The organism is Bifidobacterium sp. POST2/T3 (B1), assembly GCF_058197115.1.
On the sequence record NZ_JBVPQK010000339.1, the window covers coordinates 1 to 2818 of the forward strand.

General features: G+C 59.5%; 2 protein-coding genes. Both read left to right on the forward strand.

Annotated elements, in window-relative coordinates; all coding sequences use genetic code 11:
• A partial coding sequence (locus AC0AP0_RS11290; RefSeq protein ID WP_490430534.1) for an ABC transporter ATP-binding protein/permease occupies positions 1-1464 on the forward strand: 1464 nt, incomplete at its 5' end.
• A 19-nt stretch (positions 1465-1483) separates the two neighbouring features.
• Positions 1484-2818 (forward strand): amino acid ABC transporter ATP-binding/permease protein (locus AC0AP0_RS11295; RefSeq protein ID WP_490430535.1); only part of this gene is annotated, 1335 nt, incomplete at its 3' end.

Genomic DNA, 2818 nt, shown 5'->3' on the forward strand with positions numbered 1-2818 from the left:
TTCATGGTCATCCTGGGCCTGGCAGCCAGGGATCGCTCCAGTCGGCAGTACGCTCAGTTCCGCAAGCTCAACACCAGGTTCATGGATACGGTCCTGGGCCTGCCAACCCTGAAGATGCTGGGCATTGACAAGGAGTACGAGGACGAGATCTATTCGGTCTCGGACCGCTTCCGCAAGAGGACCATGAGCGTTATCAGGGTTGCGATGACCTCCACCTTTGCTCTGGACTTCTTTGCCACCTTGGCTATCGCCATCATGGCCGTCTTCTTGGGCAACAACCTGATCAATGCCAAGGTGGAACTGTTCCCGGCACTCCTTGCCCTGATTCTGGCCCCTGAGTACTTCATGCCCATTCGCCAGTTCGGAGACGACTTCCACGCCACGCTGAACGGTAAGAACGCCTTGGACGACATCGCGGATATGCTGGACCAGCCAGAGCCCAAGCGCTTGGAGGAACTGGACTGGTCCGGGTGGAAGAAAGACAGCCACCTGCGCCTGGAAGGAATCGACTTCGCCTATCCTGGTCCCAAGCCGGTAGAGAGCAATGCCTCAGCCGGGGCGCAGATGGATGCCATGGCCAAGTCCGAAAGTCAAAAGACCAGCAAGAAGAGCCGCAAGCCCAAGGCATCCAAGGTTCATGACGGTGATGGGAGGCCGTCCTCGGTAAAGTCCGGTTCCACGGCATCGCAGGGAACCGGAGCCAAAGCTGCTGCAGATTCGCAGATCAATGGATCCGCCGGGAGTTCGGAGGAGCAGCCTCTGGCTTTGAGCGGTTTGAACTTCCACCTGCACGGTTTTTCCAAGGTGGCCATAGTCGGTCGTTCGGGAGCCGGCAAGTCTACGCTGATGAATCTGCTGGCGGGTTTTGACCAGCCCAAGGCAGGCACCATCGACCTGGATGGTCATCAGCTGGAGCACTGCAACGTGGCTGCATGGCAGCGGCACATCAGCTACATTCCCCAAAACCCCTTCATCTTCCACGGCACTGTGGCCGACAACATCCGCTTTTACAACCAAGAGGCGGACGATGCCGCCGTGGTCCGTGCAGCCCATCGGGCTGGACTGACCGCCTGGCTCAAAACATTGCCAGACGGTCTGGGCACCCAAATCGGAGAGGGCAACCGTGGCATCAGCGGCGGTCAGGCCCAGCGAATCGCCTTGGCCAGGGGCATCCTGGATCCCTCACGCGAGATTCTGTTCTTTGACGAGCCCACAGCCCACCTGGACATTGAGACGGAATACGACCTGAAGCAGACTTTGCTGCCCATTATGGACGGGCATCTGGTCGTCCTGGCCACCCACCGGTTGCACTGGCTGGCCAACATGGATTGGGTGATCATGCTGGAGCGTGGGCGAATTGTGGCCCAGGGCGATCCGCATGAGCTGATCGGTCAGGGCGGACCCTTGGATGCGCTGATCGATGAGATGGGAGGGAACCAGATTGCCGACTACCAGCAGGACTGAAACCGCCGGAAGAGACGGCATGGGATCGTCGAAGGCCTCCCGCCGCGGCCGCGGTCTGTCGGGCTATATGCATATCTGGCACAAGGATCATTGGTTCTGGCCATACCTTCGTCAGAACAAGGGGCTGCTTGCCCTGATCTTCTTCCTGGGAACCATCACCTTCGTGTGCGCGGCTGGACTCATGTTCACCTCGGGCTTCCTGATCAGCAGGTCGGCCCGTCATCCCTTCAATATCTTCGCCGTATACGTGCCGGTGGTTCTGACCAGGGCCTTCGGCATTGGAAGGCCCACATTCAAGTATCTGGAACGCATCAAGAGCCATGACTGGGTGCTCCGAGTGGTTTCCAAGTTGCGGGTTCAGCTCTACCGCACCCTTTCGCAGGACGCGGCCTTCCTGAACGAGCATGAGCGCACGGGCACGGTCCTGGGCATGCTTTCGGACGACCTGGACCATCTGGAGAACTTCTACCTGCGCACCATTTTCCCCACGGTCGTGGCTTATATGATGTGGGTGGTGGTCACCATCGCCGTAGGCGTCTTCTCCTGGCTGACCTCGCTTCTGCTTTTTCTGCTTTTTGCCCTGATCCTGATCCTGGTCCCGCTGGTCTCGCTGGCTTATTCAGACGGGCGTTACGACATGGAGAAGGCACGACGTCAGGATCAGTACACTGCAGTGACCGAGAGCTATATGGGCTTGGGGGATTGGGTGATCACCCGCCGTCGGCGGCGCTTCGTGGATACGGCGTCTGGCGACTTCAACGACATCGCCACCGGCCGCAGAGAACAGAAGCGGTTCGAACGTTGGCGCAACTGCGGCATCCAGATGATTTTCGCCCTCATGGTGGTGGCTTTGATTGTTGGGGCGGATCTGCGTATGACCAGCTCCACCTCCATTGCAGACTTCGCGGCAGCCGTGGTCCTGGCGGTTTTCCCCCTGGTCGACTGCTTCATCGTGGTTTCCCAGGCTGTGGCTGAGGTTCCCCTCTACACAGACTCACTGGACCACCTGAATGATCTGACCGAGCGGGTCGAGTCCCGGCGGATTGAGCCAAGTGCCCAGACCAGGTTGGAGGGGCCGATCGAGTCCATCGTCTTCGACCATGTCAGCTTCTCCTACGGCCCTGATGACCCCTTGCTGCTGGACGACTTCAGCCTGCGAATCGAGGGTGGGCAGCGGGTGGCCCTGCTCGGTCCCAGCGGCGAAGGCAAGACGACGGTTCTTCAGCTGCTCCTGGGCGACTTGCGCCCCACCAGCGGCCGCATCCTGATCAATGGAATACCGGTCGATGCCTTGCAGGATCAGCGTCCTGAGCTTTTCGGCTACCTGAACCAACAGGCATTCCTCTTCAACACC